General features: G+C 70.8%; 18 protein-coding genes. 15 read left to right on the top strand and 3 right to left on the bottom strand.

Going from position 1 to position 19,948, the window contains the following annotated elements:
• The 15 genes from HNQ52_RS01440 to HNQ52_RS01370 all read left to right on the top strand — a co-directional run bounded on the left by HNQ52_RS01440 (position 1) and on the right by HNQ52_RS01370 (position 17,268).
• A complete protein-coding gene (locus HNQ52_RS01440) occupies positions 1-2,331 on the top strand; it encodes an MMPL family transporter (protein ID WP_183959065.1) in 2,331 nt (776 codons plus the stop codon).
• The gene (locus HNQ52_RS01435) at positions 2,321-3,556 is read left to right on the top strand and encodes an NAD(P)/FAD-dependent oxidoreductase (protein ID WP_183959063.1); all 1,236 of its coding nucleotides are present in this window, start codon (positions 2,321-2,323) and stop codon (positions 3,554-3,556) included. The genes HNQ52_RS01440 and HNQ52_RS01435 overlap by 11 nt, the downstream gene beginning before the upstream one ends.
• The gene (locus HNQ52_RS01430) at positions 3,541-4,146 is read left to right on the top strand and encodes a DUF3261 domain-containing protein (RefSeq protein WP_343059147.1); all 606 of its coding nucleotides are present in this window, start codon (positions 3,541-3,543) and stop codon (positions 4,144-4,146) included. The genes HNQ52_RS01435 and HNQ52_RS01430 overlap by 16 nt, the downstream gene beginning before the upstream one ends.
• On the top strand, positions 4,143-5,327 hold the full coding sequence (locus tag HNQ52_RS01425; protein ID WP_183959061.1) for a beta-ketoacyl-ACP synthase: 1,185 nt from the start codon (positions 4,143-4,145) through the stop codon (positions 5,325-5,327). Before HNQ52_RS01430 ends, HNQ52_RS01425 begins: the two co-directional genes overlap by 4 nt.
• Positions 5,328-5,338: 11 nt before the next feature.
• Complete coding sequence (locus HNQ52_RS01420; RefSeq protein ID WP_246387461.1) at positions 5,339-5,785, top strand: hotdog family protein; 447 nt, start codon at positions 5,339-5,341, stop codon at positions 5,783-5,785.
• Positions 5,782-6,534 carry a 3-oxoacyl-ACP reductase FabG gene (gene fabG, locus HNQ52_RS01415; RefSeq protein WP_183959059.1) on the top strand — a complete coding sequence of 251 codons (753 nt, stop codon included), beginning with the start codon at positions 5,782-5,784 and terminating at the stop codon, positions 6,532-6,534. The genes HNQ52_RS01420 and fabG overlap by 4 nt, the downstream gene beginning before the upstream one ends.
• A complete protein-coding gene (locus HNQ52_RS01410) occupies positions 6,531-7,775 on the top strand; it encodes a beta-ketoacyl-ACP synthase (protein WP_183959057.1) in 1,245 nt (414 codons plus the stop codon). Before fabG ends, HNQ52_RS01410 begins: the two co-directional genes overlap by 4 nt.
• Before the next feature lie 58 nt (positions 7,776-7,833).
• Positions 7,834-8,274 carry an excinuclease ATPase subunit gene (locus HNQ52_RS01405; RefSeq protein ID WP_183959055.1) on the top strand — a complete coding sequence of 147 codons (441 nt, stop codon included), beginning with the start codon at positions 7,834-7,836 and terminating at the stop codon, positions 8,272-8,274.
• 25 nt (positions 8,275-8,299) lie between these two features.
• Positions 8,300-9,097: a dimethylarginine dimethylaminohydrolase family protein gene (locus HNQ52_RS01400; protein ID WP_183959053.1), complete on the top strand. Its 798-nt coding sequence runs from the start codon at positions 8,300-8,302 to the stop codon at positions 9,095-9,097.
• Entirely contained in the window at positions 9,090-9,863 is a 774-nt protein-coding gene (locus tag HNQ52_RS01395; RefSeq protein ID WP_183959051.1) for a phosphatase PAP2 family protein, read from the top strand. The genes HNQ52_RS01400 and HNQ52_RS01395 overlap by 8 nt, the downstream gene beginning before the upstream one ends.
• A 174-nt stretch (positions 9,864-10,037) precedes the next feature.
• The gene (locus HNQ52_RS01390; protein ID WP_183959049.1) at positions 10,038-10,385 is read left to right on the top strand and encodes a BON domain-containing protein; all 348 of its coding nucleotides are present in this window, start codon (positions 10,038-10,040) and stop codon (positions 10,383-10,385) included.
• Between the two features lie 73 nt (positions 10,386-10,458).
• Complete coding sequence (locus HNQ52_RS01385; protein ID WP_183959047.1) at positions 10,459-10,659, top strand: CsbD family protein; 201 nt, start codon at positions 10,459-10,461, stop codon at positions 10,657-10,659.
• A gap of 108 nt (positions 10,660-10,767) precedes the next feature.
• On the top strand, positions 10,768-12,324 hold the full coding sequence (locus HNQ52_RS01380) for a protein adenylyltransferase SelO (RefSeq protein ID WP_183959045.1): 1,557 nt from the start codon (positions 10,768-10,770) through the stop codon (positions 12,322-12,324).
• 82 nt (positions 12,325-12,406) lie between these two features.
• Positions 12,407-13,465, top strand: coding sequence for a hypothetical protein (locus HNQ52_RS01375; RefSeq protein WP_183959043.1), 1,059 nt, complete (start codon positions 12,407-12,409; stop codon positions 13,463-13,465).
• Positions 13,462-17,268, top strand: a complete 3,807-nt coding sequence (locus tag HNQ52_RS01370; RefSeq protein ID WP_183959041.1) for a M14 family zinc carboxypeptidase — start codon at positions 13,462-13,464, stop codon at positions 17,266-17,268. The genes HNQ52_RS01375 and HNQ52_RS01370 overlap by 4 nt, the downstream gene beginning before the upstream one ends.
• 194 nt (positions 17,269-17,462) lie before the next feature.
• Here HNQ52_RS01370 and HNQ52_RS01365 read toward each other — a convergent pair whose 3' ends face one another.
• From HNQ52_RS01365 to HNQ52_RS01355, 3 genes are all read right to left on the bottom strand, one after another.
• The gene (locus HNQ52_RS01365) at positions 17,463-17,831 is read right to left on the bottom strand and encodes a response regulator (protein WP_183959039.1); all 369 of its coding nucleotides are present in this window, start codon (positions 17,829-17,831) and stop codon (positions 17,463-17,465) included.
• A 113-nt stretch (positions 17,832-17,944) separates the two neighbouring features.
• Positions 17,945-18,943, bottom strand: a complete 999-nt coding sequence (locus HNQ52_RS01360) for an acrylyl-CoA reductase family protein (RefSeq protein WP_183959037.1) — start codon at positions 18,941-18,943, stop codon at positions 17,945-17,947.
• Positions 18,944-19,316: 373 nt separating this feature from the next.
• Complete coding sequence (locus HNQ52_RS01355) at positions 19,317-19,910, bottom strand: TIGR00730 family Rossman fold protein (protein ID WP_183959928.1); 594 nt, start codon at positions 19,908-19,910, stop codon at positions 19,317-19,319.
• Between the last annotated feature and the right edge of the window lie 38 nt (positions 19,911-19,948).

Genomic DNA, 19,948 nt, shown 5'->3' with positions numbered 1-19,948 from the left:
ATGCCCGCACCGCGCCATGCGCGCCCGCTCGCGTGGCTGTGGCTGCTGCTGGTGGCGGCCGTGCTTGCGCACCAGTGGCACTTCTGGCGCAGCGGCAACCTCCAGAGCGACGTGCTCGCGCTGCTGCCGGTGGACGACGCGCGGCCGGATGTCGCCGCGGTGGGCGCGCGCATCGCGGACCAGGGCGCACGGCAGGTGGTGATCGTGCTGTCGTCGTCCGACGCCGACGCCACGCGGCGCGCCGCCGCGGTGTTCGCACAGGCGCTGGCGGACGCCGGCACCGGCCTGGTGCCGGCCGCATCGAACGCCGACTGGTTTGCCGAAGCGCGCGGTTTCTTCGCGCCGTTCCGCGATCGCCTGCTGACCGCCGCGCAGCGCGAATCGCTGGCGACGGCCGACACCGACGCGCTTGCCGCGCAGGCGCTGGCGCGGCTGTACGGCCCGCTTGCCGGTGCGCGACTCACGCCGTGGTCGGACGATCCGCTCGGACTGTGGCCGGACTGGTGGGCCGAGCGCGCCGCGGGCCTGGACGCCGGCGGTGACGATCTGGTGCGCGATGCGGACGGTCGCGCGTGGGCGGTGCTGCGTTACGAGCTGCGCGATTCGGCGTTCCGCCTCGACGGCGTGGCACATCTGCAGTCGGCCATCGACGCCGCCATCCGGCGCGCCGACGACGGCGCGCTGCGCGTCCTGCCGCTCGGCGTGCCGCTGCATGCCGAGGCCGCCGCCGTGCAGGCCCGCAGCGAGGTCAATACCATCGGTGTCGGATCGCTCGCCGCGGTGCTGCTGCTGGTGTGGGCCGCGTTCGGCTCGCTGCGGCCGATCCTGCTCGTGGCGCTGTCGCTGGCGGTCGGCATGCTGGCCGCCGTGTCCGCGACCGCGCTCGTGTTCGGCGAGGTGCATCTGCTGACGCTGGTGTTCGGCGCAAGCCTCGTCGGCGTGGCCGAAGACTACGGCATCCACTGGTTCGCATGCCGTCAGGGCACGCAGGTGCCGCGCTGGGCGTTGTTGCGTTCGCTGCTGCCCGGGCTGTCGCTGGCGCTCGCGACGAGTGCGCTCGCGTATCTCGTGCTCGGCGTGGCGCCGTTCCCGGGCCTGCGGCAGATGGCGCTGTTTTCGGCGGTAGGGCTCGCCGCGGCCTTCCTGACGGCGGTGCTCTGGTTTCCGTGGCTCGATCATGGGCCGGTGCGTGTCACCTGGCTGTCGCGGCGCATCGGCCGATCGCTCGCGGCATGGCCGGTGCTGCGCCCCGGCGTCGCGGGTTTCGCCGCGGCGGCGGTGCTGGCGGCGGTCTGCGTGGCCGGACTCCTGCGGCTGCAGGTCGACGACGACCTGCGCAGCCTGCAGAGCTCGCCGCAATCGCTGGTCGATGCGCAGCGCGATGCGGTGTCGGTGCTGCGCCTGCCGAGTCCGGCGCAGTTTTTCCTCGTCACCGGCGACACGGCAGAGGAGGTGCTGCAACGCGAGGAGGCGCTCACGCAGCGTCTTCGTGTCGCGGTGGCCGACGGCACGCTGGCCGGCTGGCGCGCGGTCTCCGACTGGGTCCCGTCGCGCCAGCGCCAGCGCGAAAACGCGGCGCTGTCGGCATCGGTCGAAGGCGCGGTGCTCGCGCGCGTGGCGCAACAGCTCGACGACGATGTTCCGCGCCCCCCACGCGCGATCGGCACGCTGGAGCCCGAGGCCTGGCTCGCATCGCCCGCGTCGCTGCCGGCGCGCGCGCTCTGGCAGCCCGACGTCGACGGCGCACCCGCCAGCGTGGTGCTGCTCGACGGCCTGGCCGGCCCGCAGGCGGTGGCTGCGGTCGCGTCGCTCGCGTACGGATTGCCGGGCGTGGAATGGATCGACCGTGTCGGCCAGATGTCGAGCCTGCTCGGCGAATATCGCGGCACGATGTCCGCCTTGCTGATCGCCGGCCACGTGCTGACATTCGTGCTGCTGCTGTTGCGTTATGGCCGTGAGGCGTGGCGCGCGAGCCTGCCGACGGCCATTGCGACCGCACTGACGGTCGCGCTGCTCGCGCTGCTCGGCCAGCCGCTGCAGTTGTTCACGATCCTCGGACTGCTCGTCTTGCTGGGCATGGGGATCGATTACGGTATCTTCCTGCTCGAGCACCGCGGCGATCCGGCGTCGTGGCTCGCCGTGTGTCTGGGTGCGGCCAGCACGTGGCTGGCGTTCGGGCTGCTGGCGCTGTCGGCGACGCCCGCGCTGCGCGCGTTCGGGCTTGCCCTGCTGTTCGGCATCGGCCTTGTGTGGCTGCTGTCGCCGCTGTTCCGGCGTCGAGCGGACGAATCGATGCCCCCTGTTCGGAGTGATGGATCGCATGCGTACTGAAACCACCGACGTGCTGATCGTCGGCGCCGGTCCCGCGGGTTCGGTTGCCGCGGCGTTCCTGCGCCGGCAGGGCCGCAGCGTGATGATGCTCGAACGCGAGCAGTTCCCGCGGTTCTCCATCGGCGAGAGCCTGCTGCCGCAGAGCATGGAATACATCGAGGCGGCCGGCCTGCTGCGCGACGTGGTCGAAGCCGGCTTCCAGTACAAGAACGGCGCTGCGTTCGCGTGGGGCGAGCGCCGCACCGAGTTCGATTTCCGCGATAAGTTCTCCACCGGCTGGGGCACCACCTACCAGGTGCAGCGCGCGCGTTTCGACGAGGTACTCGCGCACGGTGCACGCCGCCTCGGTGCCGACCTGCGCTTCCGCCACGAAGTCACCGCCATGACGCCGCACCCGGAATCGCCCGGCGTGACGGCACGGTCGCCCGAGGGCGAGGACTACGCCGTGCAGGCGCGCTTCGTGCTTGATGCCAGCGGCTTCGGCCGCACGCTGCCGCGACTGCTGGCGCTGGAGCAGCCGTCGAATTTTCCCGCGCGCGGTGCCATCTTCACGCATGTGGAAGACCGCATTCCGGTCGGCGAATTCGATCGCGAGAAGATCCTCATCACCGTGCATCCCGAGCACGTGGACGTGTGGTTCTGGCTGATTCCGTTTTCCAACGGGCGCTGCTCGCTCGGCGTGGTGGCGCGGACCGACTATCTGGCGCAGTTCGAGGGCAGCGAGATGGAACGGTTGCAGGCCATCGTGGCCGGCGTGCCGAGCCTCTCGACGCTTCTGCGCGACGCGGCCTGGGGCGTGATGCCGGTGCGGCAGATCGTCGGGTATGCGTCGAACGTGAAGTCGCTGTGGGGGCCCGGGTTCGCCCTGCTCGGAAACGCCGGCGAATTCCTCGATCCGGTGTTCTCCTCCGGCGTGACCATCGCGTTCAAGTCCGCGCAGCTCGCCACCGACGCGATCGCGCGCACGTACGCGGGCGAGGCCGTGGACTGGGAGGCGGAGTACGCGAAACCGCTGCGCGACGGCGTCGATACGTTCCGCGCGTTCGTGGAAGCCTGGTACGCCGGCACGTTCCAGAACATCATCTTCCATCCGGATCCGCCGGTCGACGTGCGCAACAAGATCTGTTCGATCCTCGCCGGCTACGCCTGGGACAAAAGCAATCCGTACGTGGCCGACACCAAGCGCCGCCTCGGCGTGCTGGAGGAGCTGTGCGCGCCGCGCTGACATTGGCCCGCGGTGCGACGCTCGCGCTGCTGATGGCCGCGTGTGCGGCGCCGCCGCCGCGTGCGCGCATCGTGCTGCCCACGCTGCAGCTCGCGCCGGCCAGCCTCGGCCGCACGCTGGCGCTGCAACAGCGGCTGGACTTCGCCTTCGGGCCGGAGCGGCGCGCACTCGATGCGCTGCTGGAAGTGGACGCGCAGCGCGTGTCGCTTGCAGTGCAGGCGCTCGGGCGCTCCGGCGTCACGTTGTCGTGGGATGGCGTCACGCTTGCGCAGACGCGCGCCGACTGGCTGCCGGCGGCGGTGCGCGGCGAACGCGTGCTCGACGATCTGCAATTCGTCTACTGGCCACTGGACGCGATCCGTGCCGCGCTGCCGCCGGGGTGGCAGGTGGACGGCGAGGGCGGCACGCGCAATCTGCGGCACGACGGTACCGTGTGGCTTGCGGCGCGCATGGCCGACGACGGCACCGTCACGCTGGAGAACCATGCCGACGGTTACCGGCTGACGGTGCGGTCGGTGTCGCTCGACGCGGCTGCCGCACACCGCGTGGAGCCGACGATGCCCGCGCCGACGCGGGAGCGGGCGGCATGACGGGCGAGGTGTTCCTGCACGCACCGGGCACCGTGAGCGCGCTCGGGCACGACGCGTCGCGGTTCCGCGCCGCGCTGTTCGCGGCCGATGCACCGCGCGGCCTGTGCGAGAGCGACCGCTATTCGCCCGGCCGCACCCTGGCGCTGGGCCTGGTCGAGGAACCGCTGCCGGACATGCGCGACCGCGAACGTGTCTGGCGCAGCCGCAACAACGCGTTGCTGCGCATGGCGTACGCGCAGGTGCGTGCGCAGGCCGACGCGGCGATCGAGCGGTTCGGTGCGGCGCGCGTGGCCGTGATCGTCGGCACGAGCACGTCGGGCATCGGCGAATCGGAACGCGCAAACGCGTTCCACCGCGCGCACGGCCGCTGGCCGGACGAATTCCACTACGGCCAGCAGGAGATCGGTGCGCCGTCGGCCTACGTGGCGCATGAGAGCGGCGCGCGCGGGCCGGCGTACACCGTGTCCACCGCGTGTTCGTCGGGTGCCAAGGCGATGATCGCCGGCGCGCGCCTGCTGCGCGCCGGCATCGCGGACGCGGTGATCTGCGGCGGCGCGGACTCGCTGTGCCGGTTCACCGTGGCCGGTTTCAGCGCGCTCGAATCGGTGGCGGCCGGGCGCTGCAACCCGATGTCGCGCCATCGCAACGGCATCAACATCGGGGAAGGCGCCGCGCTGTTCGTGATGACGCGCGAGCCGGCGCCGGTGCGGCTCGCGGGCTGGGGCGAGAGCTCCGATGCGCACCACATGTCCGCGCCGGATCCGGACGCCACCGGCGCGATCGCCGCCATCGCGCAGGCGCTGGCGCGTGCCGGCATCGATGCGTCCGGGCTCGACTACGTCAACCTGCACGCCACCGCCACGCCGCTCAACGATGCGATGGAGTCGCGCGCGCTCGCCGCCTCGGGCATCCGCGCGCCGTGCAGCGGCACCAAGCCGCTGACCGGACACACGCTCGGCGCCGCCGGTGCGATCGAGGCCGCGATCTGCTGGGCCACGCTCGCCGGCAATCCGCACGGCGCGCTGCCGCCGCACTGGTGGGACGGTGCCGCCGATCCCGCGCTGCCGTCGCTGCATCTCGTGGCGCCGGGCGAACGCGCCGCGCGGGCGCCGCGGCACGCGCTGAGCCTGTCGTTCGCGTTCGGCGGCAGCAACGCCGCGCTGCTGCTGGCGGCGGCATGATGGCCACGGGCATGCCGCCGATCGAAGCCTGCATTCCGCATCGCGGCGCGATGCGGTTGGTGGACCGCATCCTCGCGCACGACGACGACAGCATCGTCGTGGAAGCCGATGTGCCGTTCGACGGGCTCTTCGTCGAGCGCGCGGGCGTCCCGGCCTGGGTCGGCATCGAATACATGGCGCAGGCGATCGCCGCATGGGCCGGCGCCCGCGCGCGCGATCGCGGCGACGGGCCGAAGCTGGGCTTCCTGCTCGGCACGCGGCGGTACGCGTGCACCCGCAGCCATTTTGCGTCGGGTTGCGTGCTGCGTGTCGAGGCGCGGCGCGAAGTCATGGGCGACAACGGCCTGGGCGTGTTCGACTGCCGCATCCTGTGCGACGGCGACGAACTCGCGAACGCGCACGTGTCGGTGTTCGAGCCTGCCGACGCGGGCGCCTTCCTGCATGGAGCGTCGACATGACGGCCCCGATCGCCGACCGCGCGCGCCGCTGCGTGCTCGTCACCGGCGCCAGCCGCGGCATCGGCCGCGCCATCGCCGAACGCCTCGCCGCGGACGGCTACGACCTGGCGGTGCACTGTCGCAGCCGCGTCGACGACGCCGAGGCCGTCGCCCGCCGCGTGCGCGACGCCGGGGGCAATGCGCGCGTGCTGGCCTTCGACGTGGCCGACCGCGCCGCCTGCGCGGCAGCCATCGGCGAAGACATCGAAGCGCACGGCGCCTATTACGGCGTGGTCTGCAACGCCGGCATCGCGCGCGACAACGCCTTCCCCGCGATGAGCGGCGACGACTGGGACAGCGTCATCCACACCAATCTGGACGCGTTCTACAACGTGCTGCAGCCGGTCGTGATGCCGATGGTGCGGAGACGCGCGCCCGGGCGCATCGTCACACTGTCGTCGGTGTCGGGCCTGGTCGGCAATCGCGGCCAGACCAACTACAGCGCCGCGAAAGCCGGCATCATCGGCGCCACCAAGGCGCTGGCGCTGGAACTGGCCAGGCGCGACATCACCGTCAACTGCGTGGCGCCCGGCGTCATCGAGACCGACATGATCGACGACGAGATCGCCACCGAAGCCCTCAAGCTGATCCCCGCGCGCCGCCTCGGGCGGCCGGACGAGGTCGCCGCCGCAGTGGCCTTCCTGCTGTCCGACGATGCGGCGTACATCACGCGGCAGGTGCTGTCCGTGAACGGCGGGCTGGTCGGATGAGTGCGCACGCCGTCAGGCGCGTCGTGGTCACCGGCGTCGGCGCCATCAGCCCGCTCGGCAACGACCGCGACACGGTGATGGCGCGACTGCGCAGCTGCACCAATGCGGTCGCGCGTATCCCGGAGTGGGACAAGTACATCGGTCTCAACACACGCCTGGGTGCGCCTGCCGCGCCGTTCGAGCTGCCGGCGCACTACAACCGCAAGACCACGCGCAGCATGGGGCGCGTCGCACTGATGGCCACGCTCGCGAGCGAACGGGCGCTGCAGCAGGCCGGCCTGCTCGGCGATCCGCTGCTGCGCTCCGGGCAGGTGGGCGTGTCCTACGGTTCGTCGTCCGGTTCGCCGAACGCCACGGCGGATTTCGGACGCATGCTCGGCGAATGCAACACCGCCGGCATCACCGCCAATACCTATCTGAAGATGATGAGCCACACCGCGCCGGTCAACATCGGCGTGACGTTCGGCCTCACCGGGCGCGTGATCACCACGTCCAGCGCCTGCACCTCGGGCAGCCAGGGCCTGGGCTACGGATTCGAAGCGGTGCGCTCCGGACGCCAGATCGCGATGCTCGCCGGCGGCGCGGAGGAGCTCGACCCCACGGCCGCCGCCGTGTTCGACACGTTGTTCGCCACCAGCACGCGCAACGACGCACCGCAGTGCACGCCGCGGCCGTTCGATGCGAACCGCGACGGCCTCGTGCTGGGCGAGGGCGCCTGCACCTTCGTGCTCGAGGAGCTGGGGCACGCGCGTGCGCGCGGCGCCGACATCCTGTGCGAGGTCATCGGTTTCGGCACCAACAGCGACGGCCAGCACGTCACCCAGCCCAGCGCCGGCACGATGGCCACCGCGATGCGGCTCGCGCTCGACGACGCCGGCATCGCGCCGCGTGACGTCGGCTACGTCAACGCCCACGGCACCGCCACCGACCACGGCGACATCGCCGAATCGCAAGCCACCGCCAGCGTGTTCGGCGAGGCCATCCCGATCAGTTCGCTCAAGAGCTACATGGGCCACACCCTCGGCGCGTGCGGTGCGCTGGAGGCGTGGATGACCATCGAAATGCTGCGCGCCGGCTGGTTCGCGCCGACGCTCAACCGGGACACGCCGGATCCGCGCTGCGCCACGCTCGATTACGTGCGCGGCAACGGACGCGAGATCGCCACCGACGTGGTGATGAGCAATAATTTCGCCTTCGGCGGCATCAACACCTCGCTGGTGTTCCGCCGCTGGAGCGGCTGAGCGCGCACCGCGCTTGCGCAGCATCGCCCGCACCGCTTTTCATCGACAAGGAGGCTCCATGCACCGATTCGCCCTGACCGTCCTCGCCGCGCTTGCCGTGGCCGCTCCCGCGGCCGCGCGCGACACCATGAGCGAAATGCCGCTGCAGGAAGTGATCGACTCGCCGATGGCGAAAGCCGAAGGCCTCGACGGCAGCGTGAAGTTCTACCTCGCCGGCCAGCCGCACCCGCGCGTGCTGCAGTCGATGAGCGAGGACGTGAGCAACAAGAAGACCAACGGCACCAACAAGTCCGATGCCGAAGCCTGCCGCTGGGTGGCGATTTCGGTGCTGCTGGCGTTCCAGGAAAAGGCCAAGCAGCTCGGCGCCAACGCGGTCATCGACATCAAGAGCTATTACAAGAAAAACGAGGTCAGCGACCCGGTCAACTACCGCTGTCATTCGGGCATGCTGATGTCGGGCGTGGCGCTGAAGGGTCGTTTCGCGAAACTTGCGGAGTGACACGCGCGGCACGGAGCGCACGCACGTGAACGCCGTACGTCGGGTCGCGCTCGTGCGCGATGTCAGCGCCGCGCTCGAACGGTGCCAGCTCACGCACGTCGAACGCACGGCGATCGACGTGGCACGCGCGCGCCGGCAGCACCACGCGTACTGCGACCTGCTGGCCGCGCTCGGTTGCGACGTGGTCCGGCTGCCCGCGCTCGATCTTTCGCCCGATGCGGTGTTCGTCGAAGACGTGGCGCTGGTGTTCGACGAGATGGCGATCGCCACCCGCCCCGGTGCCGAATCCCGGCGCGGCGAGGTGGCGTCCGTGGCGCAGGCGCTGGCGCGGTGGCGCGACGTCCTGCCGCTCGATCCGCCCGCAACGCTCGACGGCGGCGATGTGCTGCGTCTGGGCCGCACGCTCTACGTCGGGCGGTCGTCGCGCAGCAGTGCGGACGGGATCGCCGCACTGGCGCGCCGCGTGGCCCCGTTCGGCTACGACGTGGTGCCGGTGCCGCTGCACGGTTGCCTGCACCTGAAGTCCGCGGTCACGCGGGTGTCCGACGACACGCTGCTGGTGCAGCCGGCGTGGGTCGATCCTGCGACGTTCGATGGCTGGCATCGCATCGCCGTGGCGGAGGACGAAGCGCACGCGGCGAACGCGCTCGCGATCGGCACGGCGGTGGTGTATCCCGACGCATTCCCGCGCACCCGCGCACTGCTCGACGCACACGGGCTCGACGTGCACACGATCGACGTGTCCGAACTGCAGAAGGCCGAAGGTGCGGTGACCTGCTGCAGCCTGGTCTTCGACGTGTCCGGCTGGAGCGCCGATGGCTGAGCTGCGGGCCTTTGTCGACGCGCACGCGCTCTGGCTGTTCGTGCTTCTGCTCGTCGCCGGCGCCGCCGGCGCCGCGGTCGCGTGGCGCCGGCGCGACCACGCGGGCGAGGACGCGCCGATCCCGATGCTGCGCAAGCGCACCGCCTCGGGGTTGCTGGGCATCGCGTCGGGCGTGTTTGCCGCGCTCGCGGTGTCGGTGATGGGCGAGGGCAGGCTCGTCGCGCTGGACAACCGCGTGCATGCCTGGCTGGCCGACACCTTCGGCGCGCCGCTGCTCGCCGCGCTGGGCTGGCTGACGTACCTGGGCGACGATGCGGTGATCGTCGCGGCCGCCAGCATTATCGCCGTCGCATTGCTGGCCACGCGACACCGGTTGCTCGCCTGGCTGTGGGTGTTCACGCTGCTCGGCAATGGACTGCTGATCCGCCTGTTCAAGGATCTGTTCCGTCGCACGCGCCCGGTGCACGACCACGGATACGCGATCGAAACCGGCTACAGCTTCCCGAGCGGCCACGCGGCCGGGTCGCTGGTGTTCTACGGCATGCTCGCCTACCTGCTGCTGGTGCTCGCGCCGGAGCGCTGGCATCGGCGCATCGTCGCGACGGCGCTGGTGCTGGTGGCCGCGATCGGATCGAGCCGTGTGCTGCTGCAGGTGCACTATCTGAGCGATGTGTTTGCAGGCTACGCGCTCGGACTCGGGTGGCTTGCGCTATGCATCGGTGCGTCCGAGAGCCTGCGCACGGCGCGTCGCCGCGCGCGCGCCTGATCGGCGTCGTGCGATCGGCAACGGTGCCTGCCGCGCATCGTGCCCGATGCACGCGCCGCCGCAATAATCGCTGCGCAAGCCGTTGATTCGCAAACGCTATCGGCTGGCACGCCTCTTGTAATGACACTCCCGGACTTCGACATCCGAAGTTGTCATCACCAGGAGACTCATCGCATGAACAACAAGATCCGTACTCTGACTGCCGCCATCTTCTCGACCGCGCTGCTCTTCTCCGTGTCGGGCGCGTCGTTCGCCGCGGACGACACGATGAAGACGGGCGCGGCGTCGGAAACCGACTCGGCGCAGCCGGGCACCGACACCTGGATCACCACCAAGGTGAAGGCCGATCTTCTGGCCACCGAGAATGTCGACGGCACCAAGATCAACGTCACGACCGTCAACGGCGTGGTGACGCTGGCCGGTGTGCTCGACGACCAGGCGCAGGTCGACCGCGCGATCGCGCTCACCAAGGCGATCGAAGGCGTGACCGGCGTCGAGACCAAGGCGCTGAAGACGCGCTGATCGGACGATCGCCGCAGTGCGTTCTCGCGCAGCGTCGCTTCATCCGATTCCCATCACGACAAGGAGACATGTCATGAACGAAGACATCATCAAGGGCAAATGGAAGCAGCTCGGCGGCAAGGCCAAGGCCCAGTGGGGCAAGCTGACCGACGATGATCTGACCGTTGCCGAAGGCAATCGCGATTACCTCGCTGGCAAGGTGCAGGAACGTTACGGCGTCGCGCGCGACGAGGCCGAAAAGCAGGTCCGCGACTTCGAACGCAGCCTGCACTGACCGCAGCTGCCGGAGCCGCTCCGGATCGGGCGCGCGACCTTCGGGTCGCGCGCTTTTCTTTTGCGCCGGCAAGCTCCATCTTCGCTGTTTCCGACAGCGAGGGCCGCGATGCAGCTGAGCTTCGACAACCGCCTGCTGCACGCGCTGCCCGGGGATCCCGAGACCGGCGCACGCGTGCGCGAGGTGCGTGGCGCGGTGTGGTCGCAGGTTGCGCCGACGCCGGTGGCATCGCCGCGCCTGCTCGCGGCCTCACCCGAGGTGGCGGCGCTGCTCGGCATCGATGCGAGCGATCTTCGCTCGGACCGCTTCGCGCAGGTCTTCGGCGGGAACGCGCTGCTGCCGGGGATGGTGCCGTACGCGACAAACTACGGTGGTCACCAGTTCGGGCACTGGGCCGGGCAACTCGGCGACGGCCGGGCGATCTCGCTGGGCGAGGCGATCGCGCGCGACGGCTCGCGTGCGGAGCTGCAACTCAAGGGGGCAGGCCGCACGCTGTACTCGCGCGGTGCAGACGGTCGCGCGGTGCTGCGTTCGTCGGTGCGCGAATTCCTCTGCAGCGAGGCGATGGCGCACCTGGGCGTGCCGACCACGCGCGCGTTGAGCCTGGTGGCCACCGGCGAGAGCGTGGTGCGCGACATGTTCTACGACGGACGGCCGCGCGCCGAACCGGGTGCCATCGTGTGCCGCGTGGCGCCTTCGTTCCTGCGTTTCGGGCATTTCGAACTGCCGGCCTCGCGCGGCGAGACCGATCTGCTGCGCACGCTCGTCGACGTCTGCATCGCGCGCGATTTTCCGTGGATCGACGGCACGCCACTGCAGCGCCGTGCGGCATGGTTCGCGGACGTTGCGCAGCGCACCGCGCGCCTGATGGCGGAGTGGATGCGCGTGGGCTTCGTGCACGGCGTGATGAACACCGACAACCTGTCCATCCTCGGCCTGACCATCGACTACGGCCCGTACGGCTGGATCGACGACTTCGATCCGGACTGGACGCCCAACACCACCGATGCCGAGGGCCGCCGCTACCGCTTCGGTGCGCAGCCGCAGGTCGCGTACTGGAATCTCGGCTGCCTCGCCCAGGCGCTCGCGCCGTTGTTCGACGACGCGGCGCCGCTGCAGGACGGGCTGCAGGCCTACGTCGACACGTTCATGGCCGCCGACCGCGCGATGATCGCCGCCAAGCTCGGTCTGCGCGATGCCGGCGACGAGGACGTCGTGCGGATGCGCGCACTGCACGGGATCCTGCAGGCGGGCGAAATCGACATGACGCTGTTCTTCCGTGCGCTGTGCTCGCTCGATCTGCATGCGCCGTCGTCGTCGCATTTCGACGCGGCGTTCTACGATGCGGACAAGCGCGCAGCCGCAGAGCCCGCGCTGCGCGACTGGCTCGCCGACTACGCCCGGCGCGTGCTGGCCGATGCCGCGCCGGCGCACGAGCGGCAGGCCGGCATGCGCGCCGCCAATCCGAAGTACGTGCTGCGCAATTATCTGGCACAGCAGGCGATCGATCGCGCCGAGCAGGGCGACGTGTCCGGTATCGAGGAACTGCTCGACGTGCTGCGGTATCCGTACGACGACCAGCCGGGCCGCGATGCGTTTGCGACACGCCGGCCCGACTGGGCACGCGACCGTCCCGGCTGCTCGACGCTGTCCTGCAGCTCCTGAGCCCGCGCGGCGCGAGCCGCGGCGCGACGGCACCGGCCCGCCGCGCGTCGGTCCTATACTTTCGCATTCGCCGGAGACCGCCATGCGCCATCTGCTGCTGACCGGGCTACTGCTGTGTGCTGCGGCATCCGCGCCGGCGGCCACTGCGACGCTGCCGCCGGGCGCGGTGCTGGTCGATGTCGTGCGGGCACCCGAGGCGGACGTACACGCCGCGGCGCTGGACGCAACGCTGGCCGCCGGCGGCGACGCCGCCGAGGTGGTCCAGACGTTGCAGACCATCGCCGATCCGCTGCGTCGCGAAGCCACCGCAGCGCGGTTGCTCGATCGCCTGCAGCGCCGCGGTGCCGCGGTGCCCGGGCCGCTGCTCGACGCGCTCGGCGCCTGGCCGGTGTCGGTGTGGCGGCGGCACGAGGAAACCGCGGCGGACTGGTTCCTGCCGGTCTTCGATCTGCCGGGGCGGGTGCAGTCGGTCCGTCTGCTGCAGGCGCGCGAGCGCGAGGTCGACGCGCTGCTCGCGGTGCTTGCGCGCAAGCGGGCGGACGAGGCCTCGCGGTCCCTCGCGCAGGCCGCACCGCAGGTCGCCGCGCTCGCCGTGGCGGCGGCATCGCCTGCCGTGTTCGACATGCTGCGCGCTCACGCCAAGTCGCAGGCGGTGGCGTGGCCGAGCCCGGTGCTCGCCGCGTTCGCGCGGCGCGCGGCGGATGCGGACACGTTCATGCACGCCCTCGACGTCGGCGATCCGATCGATGTGCTGCCACTGTTTGCCCAGACGCTGCCGGCGTTGCCGCGCGCCGACGCGCGCACGGTCCTGCGCGAGGCGCTTGCACGGCCGGCATACGCATCCGTTGCCGCGTTCGCGCTGGTGCGGTGGAGCGATCCCGGCGACGTCGCGGACCCGCTGCTGCGCGGAATGCTCGCAACGCGCGACGGCGGCGCAGCGGTGGCCGCGGCGCTGGCGCAGGTGCCGGACGCGCTGGCACGGATCGACGCGCTGCTCGCCTCCGCGTCCGATGCCGCCACGCTCGGCCATCTCGCGCTCGCGTTGCGGCTGCACGGCGGGCCGGAAGCCGAGGTCCGCCTGCATGCGCTGCGCGGGGATGCACGGCTGTCCGCCGCGGTGCGCGCGGAGCTGCAGCGGTGAGCGCGCGCACGCGGATCGCCGCGCTGGGCGCGGCGCTGCTGGCGGGGCCTGTCGCGGCGCAGCAGATCTACACGTTCACCGAAGCGGTGGGCGGGCCGAACACCTACGTCTACGGCCTGCCGGTGCCGGTGCCGATCGATTCGCTCGCGCCGGTGGACGGATTCCGCAGCTACGCCGCGCTGGAGGCCCGCCTGCAGGCGCTCGCCTTCGATTCCGACGATCTCTCCGCGCACGACATCGGCCGCAGCTCCGCCAACCGCGTGCAGTGGGCATACGTGGCGAGCGACGCGGACGGCGTCGATGTCGAGGGCCGTCCGGAAGCGGCGTTCTTCATCAATGCGACCACGCACGCGCGCGAGTGGGCCGCGCCCGAGGTGGCCGCCGGCACGCTCGAACGCCTCGTCGACGGGGCCGGCGACCGCGGCATCGTGCGCTACGTGCTCGACAACACGCGCGTCATCGTCATTCCGGTCCACAACGTGGACGGCTTCCTGCAGTCGCAGCGGTATCCGACCCAGGCCATCGTCGGCCAGGATCCGGATTTCCCCAACGACTGGCCGCGCGACGGCCGCATGCGGCGCAAGAACATGCCCGGCGTGGACGAGGTGCTGACCACGTTCGCCGATCATCTGGGCGGCACCGACCTCAACCGCAACCATCCGCCGCTGTGGGCGACCTCGGTCGGGCCCGGCGGATCGTCGGCCGACCCGCGCTCGCTGACCTACCACGGCACTGCGCCGCACGGCGAGGCGGAGAACCAGTCGCTGGTGCGCGCGGCGGAACTCGGCCCGGCGTCGCGCATGCGGCTGGGCATCGACGTGCACACGTTCTCGAAAGTGTTCTACTCGTCCAACACCGGCCGTACGCGGCTGAACTCGATCCAGACGGCGCTCATCGACCGCCTGCGCTCGCACCACATCCAGGTCTCGGGCGGCGCGAGCTACCGCAACGTGCCGGACCCGGCCAACCAGGGCATCGGGGCCGCCGCCGAGTATTTCGCGTACCAGTGGCTGGTGCCGGCGTGGACGCTGGAGCTGGAGCCGAGCAACAGCGCGGCCGAATACGGCGGTACCAACGTCACCCACAGCGGCTTTATCCTGCCGGCCAGCGAAGCGCGTCGCGTGCGCGAGGCCTGGGCCGAAACGCATCTGGTGGCGTTCTATCGCATGGCCGGACCCGCGCATCTGTCACGTGCACGCTTTTTCGAAGCCGGCAGCGGACGCCTCGCACAGCAGCTGCGCTGGGTCTGGAATCCGACCACCGGCCAGCGCGCGCTGCAGCGCAGCGGCGATGCCGCGCTGGTGCGCGGCGCGCGGTATCGCGTGGAACTGGCCTTCAGCAAGCCGATGCGGATGCGCGACACGGACGGCGCGGTGCTGCCGATGGCAGGGGCCACCGGCGCGGCGCCGGCGGTGGAAGTGTCGCTGCTCGACGCGGCGGGGACGGCGCTCGGATCGGTCGACACCGCCGCCGGCACCTGGCTCGACGACCCGGCACGCGTGCTGCGGTATCGCGACGACACCTTCGCCTTCGAATTCGATGCGCCGCAGACCTCGGGCGAAGTGCGTTTCGGCGTCGCCACGCGCGACTACGCCGCGATGGCGCTCGATGCCGATCCGGCTACGCCCGCGGACTGGGCGGACGGGGCGTGGACTGCGTACGAAAGCGCGGTCGGGGTTGCCGGCGATTTCGGTGGAACCGATCGCAGTACGGTCGCTGTCACGGTGGCCGACGCGGCGGCGGCGCCGTTGGCGACGGTGGTGTCGGCGCCGTCGGTGGTGGGCGAGGGCGATGCCGCGCGGATCGTGCTGCGCCGCGTCGGTGCCGATCTCGGAGGCACGGTCTCGGTGTCGGCAACGGTGGCGGGCGCGCCGTTCGACGGCGGCGTCGCGTGGGCTCCCGGCGAGGGCGGCGACAAGGTCTTTCCGGTGCCGATGCTCGACGACGCCGAGGACGGCGGCGATCGCACGATTGCGATTACGCTGCTGTCGTCGGTGGCGCCGCAGGGCGGCGAACTGCCGCCCGCCACGTCGATCGCGTTGCCGCCGCTGACGGTGCGGCTGCTCGACAACGACAGCGGCGATCTCGCCGTGCTGCGATCGCATGCCGACGGGGCGGGCCTGTCGGACGCGTTGCAGCGCGCGACCGGCGCTGGCGCGACGGCGATTGTCGTGGACCGCGGACCGACCCCGCAAACCCTGCCGGCACGAGGCGACGACGCGGCGCCGCCGTCCGCATGGATGGTGACCGATGCGCTCTCGCTGTACGGCAACCACGGCGACTTCGCGCTGCCGCCATCGGCGGGGTCGCCGACGGCGCTGCTGCAGGTCGGCGGCGAGGGCGCCCTGGTGCTCGACGCCGTTCATCTCGACGCCGGCGGCGATGCGCAGCAGCCGCGGCGACGGCTGCTCGACAATGCGGGACTCGCCACGCTGCGGCGATCGTCGATCGAGCACGGCGCGCAGTCGATCGTCGCATCGAGCGGGCAACTGCAGCTGCAACAGGTGTTGCTGCGGGACCTCGGCGGCGCCCCGGCCGCGATCGCGACGACCGCGGGACGCACCGTCCTGCGCGCCAGCACCGTCACGCAGGTCGGCCACGGCAGCCTGCTGTGGTCGAATGCGTCGCTCGATCTGCAGGCGGCGAGCATCGTCGGCAACGCACCGGCGCCGCTGCTGGCCGACGGGCAGGGCGCGAGCCTGGTGTCCGGCCACGCGCTGCTGCAGGACAATCGTCCGGATCCGGACGGTTCGCCGCCGACCGCGTCGACGGCCTGCGACGGGTTCACCGCGTCGAGTTTCGGTTTCAATATCGATGACGGCTCCGCCTGCGGGCTGGTCGCGCAGTCCGATCGCAGCGGACTGGCGCTGGCACTCGGCGCATTCGATCCGGCACTCGGTGGCCATGCGCCGGTCGGCGCGGCCATCGACACCGGCGCCGCCGCCGGCGCACCGGGCGCGCTCGAGTGCGGCACGGTGGACCAGCGCGGCGCACCGCGCCCGCAGACACTCACCCCGGGCGCGGTGCCGCGCTGCGACATCGGTGCGATCGAACTGGGCATCAACCCGTACCGCGGCATCTGGGCGCCGGCGCGCAGCGGACATGGCCTGGACCTGCAGACCAGCGGCAACACGCTGCTGCTGGCCTGGTACACCTATGCCGACGACGGCCAACCCACGGCCTACCAGGCCGCCGCGTCGCTGACGGGCCCGCGCTGGCAGGCGCGCCTGCAGTGGAGCCGGCGCGATCCGGACACGGGGGTGGTGTCGGTCGTGGATGTGGGCCGCGTCGGCATCGATTTTGCGTCGGACACGCGCGCCACGCTGCACTGGCGCTTCGACGCGCGCGGCACGGACGGGTCGGAGGCGATCGAGGCATCGTTCTTCGACGCCGGCACGCCGCGCTTCGAGGTCACCGGCCTGTGGTTTCCGCCCGCGGAGCCGAACTACGGCGCCACCATCACCCGTCGCGGCGAAACCACTGCGCTCGGGCTGTACTACTACGATGCCGGCGGCACCATCCGCTGGGCGCTGGGCAGCGGCACCGGGGCCGACGCGCAGGAGTTCGCCATGACCAGCTTCACCGGCTTCTGTCCGGACTGCGACGCGACGCAGATGCCGGTGTCCGGCGCGGCTGCCGGAACGGTGCTGGCGCATTTCCGCACGCCGGAACTGGCACGGCTGGACGTGGCGCTGACCTACCCGCGCGCGGCCGGCGGCACGTGGAATCGGATGGGGGTGCGGTTCGTGCCGCTGAACGACGCGGTGGACAACCGGGCCGCCGTTGGCGACGCGGCAAGATAGTCCGCGAAAATTCCTTCCCCCTTGACGGGGAAGGGTTGGGATGGGGGTGGATCTTGATCTCGCTCGTAAGTCACGCATCGAGCGCAGCAGCATGCGAGGCGTCGGCAGAACGAAAGCAACACCCCCATCCCAGCCTTCCCCCGTCAAGGGGGAAGGGGCAGAGCAGGGCGCAGAAGCAACGCCGCGCGCCGTCGTCAGGTCCCCGGCAGCAGTTCCTTCACCAGCTGGATCAGTGCGGCTTCGTTGACCGGTTTGGTCAGATACGCCTTGGCGCCCTGGCGGATGCCCCAGACCTTGTCGGTCTCCTGGTCCTTGGTGGTGACCAGCACGATGGGGATGTGCGAGGTGTCGGGATTCTTCGCGATCGAGCGGGTGGCCTGGAAGCCGTTGAGGTTCGGCATCACCACGTCCATGAGGATGAGGTCCGGCCGTTCGCGCTTGGCCGCTTCCACCCCGAGCGCGCCGTCTTCGGCGGTGACGATTTCATGGCCGAGCTTTTCGATGATGCGCTTCATGCCCATCAGCTGCGACGGAGAATCATCGACGATCAGAACTCGGGCCATGCTATTCCTCGACAGGTGTCCGTCCGCCGAGCGAATCGGCCGAACCGGTTCAACGATTCTATCCGCTCGCCCCACGGGCTAGAAGCGGTTCGCAGCAAAAGTGCCGACGCTCGTCAGAGCTTCACGACAGTTCGGCCGAAAGAGCGACCCGCGAGCATGGTGTCGAACACGCCCGGCAGGGCATCCAGTCCGACCTCGCGCGTGGCGATGCGGTCCAGGTGGGCCGGTTTCCAGGCGTCCGCCAGGCGGCTCCAGACTGCGTCGCGTATCCCCCGTGCCGTGCCGGATGAAGCGATTCCGAGCAGCGATACCCCGCGGATGATGAACGGCATCACCGTCGTATGCAATTCGTGCCCCGCCGCGAGGCCGCAGCTGGCGATGTTGCCGTAGGGGGCGATCACGCGCGTGAGCCCGTTCAGCATCTCGTCGCCGACGCTGTCGATGGCGCCGGCCCACTTCGATTCCTCGAGCGGGCGCTGCCCCCAGTGCAGGTCCTTGCGCGAAATCACCTGTCGCGCGCCCAGGTCCGTGAGCACGTCGAGTTGGTCGAGCTTGCCGGTGATCGCGTGCGCCTCGTAGCCGGCGCGAGTGAGGATGTCGATCGCCAGCATGCCGACGCCGCCGGTGGCGCCGGTGACCACCACCGGGCCCATGTCCGGCGTCTGTCCGTTGGCTTCCATGCGGTAGAGCGCCAGCGCGGCGGTGAACCCGGCCGTGCCGATCGTCATCGCGTCGCGCAGCGTGAGTCCGCTGGGCAGGGGGACGGTCCATTTCGATTCGAGCCGCGCGTACTCCGAATACCCGCCGTCGCGTGTTTCCGACAGCCCGCTGCCGGTGACGAGCACCGCATCGCCTTCCCTGAACGCCGGATCGGACGAACGTGCGACATAACCCGCGACATCGATGCCGCCGACCAGCGGGAAGCGGCGCAGGATCTTGCCCGAGCCGGTGCCGGCGAGTGCGTCCTTGTAGTTGACGGACGAATACGCGGTCTTGATGACCACCTCGCCGGGGGCGAGATCGTCCAGCCCGACCTGCTCGATGCCGGCACGGTGGGTCTTGCCGCCGTCGGCGTGGATGCGGAAGGCGCGGAAGGAAGTGGGGACGGTCATGGGCGCGGGGCTCGTGTCGATGCGCGAAGAAGGCATTGTCGCACGCGCCGTTTGCCGGCCGCGCGGACCGTCCCGAACGCGGTGCCGCGCGCCGAGCCCCCGGCCGTGAATCCTTCTCGCGCCGGGCTCCCAGCGCCGAACCCTTCTCCCGCCGAGCCCCCACCGCGGAATCCTTCTCCCGTGCAACGGGGGAAGGTGCCGGCAGGCGGAAGGGGGCAGCGGAGCCGAGCCGCTTCACGTTACCGCCACCGCTGCACCGGACTATCAGTCACGACGAGATAACACAACGCACCAGCCTGCCCATCGCCCTCTCCGTCCACTCTACCGCTGCGCGACACACACACACGCCGCCTGGCGATGGTCCGCGGCAAACCTAACGCGCGATCGGCCGGCGCTTCCCGTCCAGCCACTTCGATGCCTGCGCAGGCCGATACGCCCGCATCCACGCAAGCATCGCGTCGATGTCGTCGCCGTGCCACAGGTCCTCGCGTTGCGCGTGGTGCAGGAAGCCTTCGTCCACGAGGCCATCGATCATCGACAGCAGTGGCCTGTAGAACCCGTTCGCATCGAGGAACGCGCACGGCTTGTCGCCGAGGCCAAGCTGGCGCCAGGTCAGCATCTCGAACATCTCGTCGAGCGTGCCGAAGCCGCCGGGCAGGGCGACGAAGGCATCGGCGAGGTCGAACATGCGCATCTTGCGCGCGTGCATCGTGTCGACGACTTCGAGTGTGGTCAGGCCCGTGTGCGCGACTTCGAGGTCGACCAGCTGCTGCGGAATGACGCCGATCGCCTGCCCACCGGCCGCAAGCGTGGCATCCGCGACGATGCCCATGAGGCCGACGTTGCCGCCGCCGTAGACCAGCGTGATGCCGTCGTGGCCGAGGCGGGAGCCGAGTGCGGCGGCGCGGTCGGCGTAGATCGGGTTGCGGCCGGTGTTGGAGCCGCAATAGACGCAGAGGGAGCGGATCATGTGCGTGGTTTCATGTGTTGGTCGGTGCCGCTGCC

Origin of the sequence: Chiayiivirga flava (assembly GCF_014202825.1) — a bacterium.
GTDB classification, from domain to species: domain Bacteria; phylum Pseudomonadota; class Gammaproteobacteria; order Xanthomonadales; family Xanthomonadaceae; genus Chiayiivirga; species Chiayiivirga flava.
Note: the sequence above shows the minus strand (reverse complement) of the source record. Positions and strands in the feature narration are given on the sequence as shown.